Here is a 6,556-nt window from a genome sequence, read left to right as displayed (position 1 = left end):
TTCCCCCCCCCTTCCCTCCCCCCCCCCCCCCCCCCCCCCCCCCCCCCCCCCCCCCCCCCCCCCCCCCCCCCCCCCCCCCGCCACCGTCCCGGTGCTCCCGGTGGCCCAGCCGCGCGGCTCCCGTCTGCTACCAAGGGTGCGGCAGACAAGCAGGGTGCGGGCGGGAAGGAAGGTGCCGGCGTGAAGCTGACGATTCTGGGTGGTGGCGGTTTCCGGGTGCCGCTGGTGTACGGCGCGCTGCTGGCCGACCACGCCGAGGGGCGGGTCACCGAGGTGGTGCTGCACGATCTGGACGCGGCCCGGCTGCGCGCCGTGTCCCGGGTGCTGGCGGAGCAGGCCGAGGGGGTCCCCGACGCGCCCGGGGTGTCCGCCACCACCGACCTGGACGAAGCCCTGCGCGGCGCCGACTTCGTCTTCTCCGCGATCCGCGTCGGCGGGCTGGCGGGGCGGGCCGAGGACGAGCGGATCGCGCTCGCGGCGGGCGTGCTGGGCCAGGAGACCGTGGGCGCGGGCGGGATCGCCTACGGACTGCGCACGGTTCCCGTCGCCGTGGACATCGCCCGGCGGGTGGCCCGGCTCGCCCCGGACGCCTGGGTCATCAACTTCACCAACCCGGCCGGCCTGGTCACCGAGGCCATGACCCGCCACCTCGGCGACCGCGTCATCGGCATCTGCGACTCCCCGGTGGGCCTCGGCCGCCGTATCGCCCGGGTCCTCGGCGCCGACCCGGGGCGGGCCTTCGTCGACTACGTCGGCCTCAACCACCTCGGCTGGGTGCGCGGCCTGCGTGTCGCCGGGCGCGACGAACTGCCCCGGCTGCTCGGCGATCCCGCGCTGCTCGGCTCCTTCGAGGAAGGGCGGCTGTTCGGTGCCGACTGGCTGCGCTCGCTCGGCGCCGTCCCCAACGAGTACCTGCACTACTACTACTTCAACCGGGAGACCGTCCGCGCCTACCAGGAGGCCGAGCGGACCCGCGGCGCCTTCCTGCGCGACCAGCAGGCCCGCTTCTACGCCGAGGCGGCCGGCCCCGGCGGCTCCGCCCTGCGCGCCTGGGACCGCACCCGTGCCGAGCGCGAGGCGACCTACATGGCGGAGAACCGGGAGAGCGCCGGCGCCGGCGAACGGGAGGAGGACGACCTGTCCGGCGGCTACGAGAAGGTCGCGCTCGCCCTGATGCGGGCCATCGCCCGGGACGAGCGCACCACCCTCATCCTCGACGTCCGCAACCGCTCGACCCTCCGGGTCCTCGACGCGGACGCCGTCGTCGAGGTCCCGTGCCTGGTGGACGCCGGCGGCGCGCACCCCCTGGCCGCCGATCCGCTGCCCGGCCACGCCACCGGTCTGGTCTGCGCGGTCAAGGACGTCGAGCGGCAGGTGCTGTCCGCGGCGGAGTCGGGCTCCCGCGCGACCGCGGTCAAGGCGTTCGCCCTGCACCCGCTGGTGGACTCCGTGACCGTCGCCCGCCGGCTGGTGGACGAGTACACCGCCGCGCACCCCGGGCTGGGGTATCTGCGGTAGCGGAGCCGACGGGTGTGTTCCGCGGGCGCCGGCGGTCCTGCCCCGTGAGGGGGCGGTGTTTCTCCCCCCTCCCCGGGGCCGCCTCGTCGCCCGGTGCTGCTCCCGCGCGGCGGGACACGGCGTGCACCGCGTCGCGGTTCGCCGGCGGCCGGATCGCGATGTCCGCGGCACGGCGGACGCGCGCCGCGCCGCTCCGCCCGAACCGCGCGACAGCCGGCCGGCAGGAGCCGGGCGCCGTCGGAAGGCCGCCGCCTAGAGCGGCAGCACCTCACCCGCCGAGGCCGTCCGCGCGGGCGCCGGCACCGCCGGAAGCAGCGCCTCGGCCGGCTCCACCCGCTGCCGGGCCGGCCCGGCGGGCATCAGGGGACGCGGTCCCGCCACCACCGTGTAGTCCTGCCCGAGGAACGGCGGCTCGATCACCCCGGGGTCCTCGCCCAGCGCCAGCCGCACCGCCGCCCAGGGCGCGTTCACCCCGCAGAGCGACAGCTGATGCAGTCCCCCGGCGGGCCTGGTGTTGACGTCCAGCAGCACGGGACGGTCACCCAACATCCGGAACTGGATGTTGGACAGATGGTGCAGGCCGAAACCCTCGGCGATCAGCCGGGCCGGGACCAGCCACCGCTCGTCCAGGGTGAAGCCCCGGCGGCGGCCGTTCTTGGTGCGCCCGATCGCGAGCCGCACCCGGTTGTCCGGCCCGGTCAGGCAGTCCACGGACACCTCGGGCTGCCCCAGGCGGGGCATCACCAGCCAGTCCACCGGCTCCCCGGCGCGCCGCAGCGCGTCGACGACCAGGTCCAGCTGGACGTCCGGGCCCGGGAAGCCGCCGAGCTGCGGCAGCGACACGGGGGACCGGGTGATCACCCGGAAGCCCGCCCCGCCGGCGCCGGCGGCCGGCTTGAAGCACGCCCGGTGCCCGGCCGCCTCCAGCTCCTCCACCGCCGCGAGGAGGTCGTCCGCCGTCCGGACCCGCCACCACGGCGGCACCGGGACGCCCACCGAGCGCACCGCCTCGTACGCGGTCGCCTTGTCCGCGAACACGGCGACCGCCTCGGGCGTCGGCGCGAGCAGCGCCGTACCGGCCGCCGCGAACTCGGCCCGGTGCGCCACCAGGGCGGCCTGGTGCAGCCGGGGCACGAACACGTCGATGCCGCGCCGGAGGCACTGGTCGAGGGCGTACTCGACGTACGCGGCCGGGGACAGGCCCTCCGGCTCCAGCTCGGCGGTGTCGGCGGCGGCCAGCACGGGGGAGTCCGGGTCACCGTGCGTGGCGTGGATCTCGACCGCGCGGTCGCCGGGGTTTCTCCGCAGCTGCTCCATGAAGAACACGTTCTCCGCGTACGTGCGGTTGAGCCAGACGCGTACGCGAGAGAGCATGCAGGCCGCCTTTCGGGTGTGCGGGCAGGGCGGAGCGGCCCGAGCCCGGGCAGGTGGGTGAAAGGGTCACCAAACGGCCCTGTGCGAAAGGGGATCGGGGGCGCCGGTGTCGGGGCGATCATACGGCCAACCGGCACCCCCTCGTGCAACGCGCGTGTTAAGGACGCACCCCGTGTGTCAGGGGTTCTTGGCGGTCGCCGGGGCGGGCGCGGCGGCCGGTTCCGCGGCCTCCGTGGAACCCGCGACGGGAACGCCGGCGGCCTGGGCACGGGGCAGCCACAGCGCGATCAGCAGGCCGAGGGCCATGCCGGCCGCCGTGAGCAGGACGACCAGGAACTCCCCGTCCGCGGTGGCGGCCCGCAGCGCCTCACCGGTCTTGCCGCCGGTGCCGGCGTCGGCGAGCGCGGTGAGCACGGCCAGGCCGATGGCGTTGCCCAGGTTGAGGGTGGTGGAGGCCATGCCGTTGGCGATGCCCTGCTCCTGGGGCGCGATCCTGGTGGCGGCGGCGATCCACATGGCCGTCCACACGATGCCCTGGCCCACCCCGGAGACGATCAGGCCGGGTACCGCGATGCCGTAGCCGGCGTCCGCGTCGAACCCGAGGGAGAGGACCGCGGTGCCCACCGCGCCCACCAGGAAGCCCGCGATCAGCGTGGTGCGGGCGCCCAGCCGGGTGGTCATGCGCTCGCCGAGCTGGGTGCCGGCGGCGATGGCGACGGAGGGCACGAGGAACGCGAGCCCCGTCTCCAGGGCACTGAAGCCGTGCACCGACTGCAGCAGCACGGTGAGGAAGTAGGGCAGGGTGCCGAACGTGGCCATGTACAGGAACGTCACCGTGATGGCCACGCTCAGGCTGCGGTTGCGGAACAGCCGGAACGGCATCAGCGGATCGGCGCTGCGGGACTCGATCGCGGCGAACGCGGCGAGGCAGACCAGGGCGGCGACGGCCGCGCCGATGACCGCGGGGGAGGTCCAGCCCCACTCCGGGCCCTCCACCAGGGCGAAGACGAGCAGGGTGGCGCCGGCGGTGACGGTCAGGGCGCCGGGCAGGTCGAACCGGCGGCCCGCGGAGCCCGCCGGGTCGCGCGGGATGACGAACACGGCGGCCAGCGCGACGAGCCCGGCCAGCGGCACGTTGACGAAGAACACCGCGGGCCAGCCGAAGGCCTCGGTGAGCAGACCGCCCAGCAGCGCGCCGACGGTCAGGCCGCTGGCCCCGGCCCCGCCCCACACGGCGAGCGCCCGGTTCCGCTTGGGGCCCTCCTCGAACAGGGTGTTGATCAGCGACAGGGTGGACGGCAGCAGCAGCGCGCCGCCGATGCCCTGCACCGCCCGCGCCGCGACGATGACCTCCGGGCTGCCCGCCAGTCCGCCGGCCAGCGAGGAGACGGCGTACACGGAGAGGGCGAGCACGAAGATCCGGCGCCGGCCGAGCAGATCGGCGGCCCGGCCGCCGAGCAGCAGGAAGCCGCCGGCGAACACGACGTAGGCGCTGACGACCAGTTGCTGGGTCTGGCCGGGGAAGTCCAGATCGGCGCCGATGTCGGGCAGGGCGACGAACACGATGTTCAGGTCGAGGGAGAAGATCAGCTGCGCGAGCGCCAGCAGCGCCAGGCTCCAGCCCGGCCGGGCCCGGCCGGTGCCGGCCGGCTGCGTGTGCGGCCTGGGGGAGGGGGACATGGTCGGCCCTTCGGGTCATGGGCAGCGGCCCAGCTCATACGACAGTTCGCATAGTTGCGTACGATCGAACTTTCCCTCAATGGGGCCGTCGGAATCCGGCCATGTCGACGACGGTGGGCGGACTGGCGCATTCCGGTGCGCGATCTGAACGAGCGCCTGGCCGGACGGTCGCGCTACGGTGGAGCGGCGATCCCTCGCGACCCGGACCCCGGACGGAATCCGCCCGCGCATCCCTTCGACGGTGTCCGGAAAACGACCGTGGGCCGTCAAGGTGCCATCGAGTCCCGGTAGCTGACGCCCGGCCAGAAGCCTCTTGTCCCGGGCCGGGTCGGTGTGTTCTTGTGGTGACATCGGATGATCGGAAGGGGTGGCGGGGTGGAGTCGACGGCCGGGGCCGGACAGCTGCTGGCCATCAGCGACCTGCACATCGGCTATCCGGACAACCGCGCCCTCGTCGAGGCCATGCGGCCCGAGAGCGACGAGGACTGGCTGATCGTGGCGGGCGATGTCGCCGAGACCGTCGCCGACATCCGCTGGGCCCTCGGCACGCTCGCCGGCCGCTTCCGCAAGGTGCTGTGGGTGCCCGGCAACCACGAGCTGTGGACCCACCCGAGGGACCCGGTCACCCTGCGCGGCGTCGCCCGCTACGAACACCTGGTCGAGGTGTGCCGAGAGCTGGGCGTCGTCACCCCGGAGGACCCCTACCCGGTGTGGCGCGGCGCCGGCGGCCCGGCCGTCGTCGCCCCGCTGTTCCTGCTGTACGACTACTCGTTCCTGCCGGCCGGCTGCGCCACCAAGGCGGAGGGCCTGGCCTACGCGGAGGGCACGGGCATCGTCTGCAACGACGAGTTCCTGCTCCACCCCGACCCCTACCCGACCCGGGAGGCGTGGTGCCGGGCCCGGGTCGCCGAGACCGAGCGCCGGCTGGCCGAGCTGCCCGAGGACCTGCCGACCGTGCTGGCCAACCACTACCCGCTGGACCGGCACCCCACCGAGATCCTCTGGCACCCCGAGTTCGCCATGTGGTGCGGCACCGGGCTGACCGCCGACTGGCACCGCCGGTTCCGGGTCGCCACCATGGTCTACGGCCATCTGCACATCCCCCGCACCACCTGGCACGACGGAGTCCGCTTCATGGAGGTCTCCGTGGGTTACCCGCGCGAATGGCGCAAGCGTCCGGATCCCCCGGGAAGGCTGCGCCGCATCCTGCCGATGGAGGTCGAAGCAGGTGATCGAGGAGCTGCTCCCGGAGTCGGTCGTGGCCGTGGAGGCACACGCTGACGACCCGCTGTGGGAGACCCCGCTCTATCCGGCGGAGGAGGCGCTCGTCGTGCGCGCGGTGGCCAAGCGGCGCCGTGAGTTCGCCGCCGTGCGCGGCTGTGCCCGGCGCGCCATGGAGAAGCTCGGCGTACCTCCGCGGGCCGTGCTCAGCGGCGAGCGCGGCGCACCGCTGTGGCCGGCCGGGCTGGTCGGCAGCATGACCCACTGCGACGGCTACTGCGCCGCCGCGCTGGTGCGCGCCGCCGACCTCGCCTCCCTCGGCATCGACGCCGAACCGCACGGGCCGCTCCCGGAGGGCGTCGGCGACTCGGTGTTCCTGCCCGCCGAGTCCGCGCGGCTCGGCCGGCTGGCCCAGCGCCGGCCCGCCGTGCACTGGGACCGGCTCCTGTTCAGCGCGAAGGAGTCCGTCTACAAGGCGTGGTTCCCGCTCACCCGCAAGTGGCTGGACTTCTCCGAGGCCGACATCACCCTGGAACCGGACACCGGCGGCGAGTCGTACGGCACCTTGCGCGCCGAACTCCTCGTGCCCGGCCCGCTGGTCGGCGGCCGGCGCCTGCAGGTGTTCGAGGGCCGGTGGACCGTCCGGGACGGCGTGGCGGCGACCTCCGTCGTCGTCCCGCACGCGCCCGCGTCCCCGCGCCCCTGACGGCCGGTACTCCGCGCCCGTCGCATGGCACCGTTCGTGCCCCTGACGGCCGGTGCC

Annotated in this window: 5 protein-coding genes; 3 read left to right on the top strand and 2 right to left on the bottom strand. The window is 74.8% G+C overall.

Annotation, left to right across the window (positions count from 1 at the left end; all coding sequences use genetic code 11):
* Positions 1-180 precede the first annotated feature (180 nt).
* Entirely contained in the window at positions 181-1,518 is a 1,338-nt protein-coding gene (locus tag ACZ4W9_RS03355; protein WP_467932844.1) for a 6-phospho-beta-glucosidase, read from the top strand.
* Positions 1,519-1,770: 252 nt separating this feature from the next.
* Here the strand turns inward: ACZ4W9_RS03355 and ACZ4W9_RS03350 are convergent, their stop codons facing one another.
* Together ACZ4W9_RS03350 and ACZ4W9_RS03345 are read right to left on the bottom strand one after the other, a co-directional pair.
* Positions 1,771-2,892: an ATP-grasp domain-containing protein gene (locus tag ACZ4W9_RS03350; RefSeq protein WP_467932843.1), complete on the bottom strand. Its 1,122-nt coding sequence runs from the start codon at positions 2,890-2,892 to the stop codon at positions 1,771-1,773.
* Positions 2,893-3,069: 177 nt separating this feature from the next.
* A complete protein-coding gene (locus ACZ4W9_RS03345) occupies positions 3,070-4,572 on the bottom strand; it encodes an MFS transporter (protein ID WP_467932841.1) in 1,503 nt (500 codons plus the stop codon).
* A 375-nt stretch (positions 4,573-4,947) separates the two neighbouring features.
* On the opposite strand from ACZ4W9_RS03345, the gene ACZ4W9_RS03340 reads away from it, so the two are divergent.
* Positions 4,948-5,853: a metallophosphoesterase family protein gene (locus tag ACZ4W9_RS03340; protein WP_467933109.1), complete on the top strand. Its 906-nt coding sequence runs from the start codon at positions 4,948-4,950 to the stop codon at positions 5,851-5,853.
* Entirely contained in the window at positions 5,801-6,499 is a 699-nt protein-coding gene (locus ACZ4W9_RS03335; protein WP_467932840.1) for a 4'-phosphopantetheinyl transferase family protein, read from the top strand. The genes ACZ4W9_RS03340 and ACZ4W9_RS03335 overlap by 53 nt, the downstream gene beginning before the upstream one ends.
* Positions 6,500-6,556: the final 57 nt, after the last annotated feature.

It is taken from the genome of Streptomyces sp. NPDC029296 (assembly GCF_055569255.1).
Note: the sequence above shows the minus strand (reverse complement) of the source record. Positions and strands in the feature narration are given on the sequence as shown.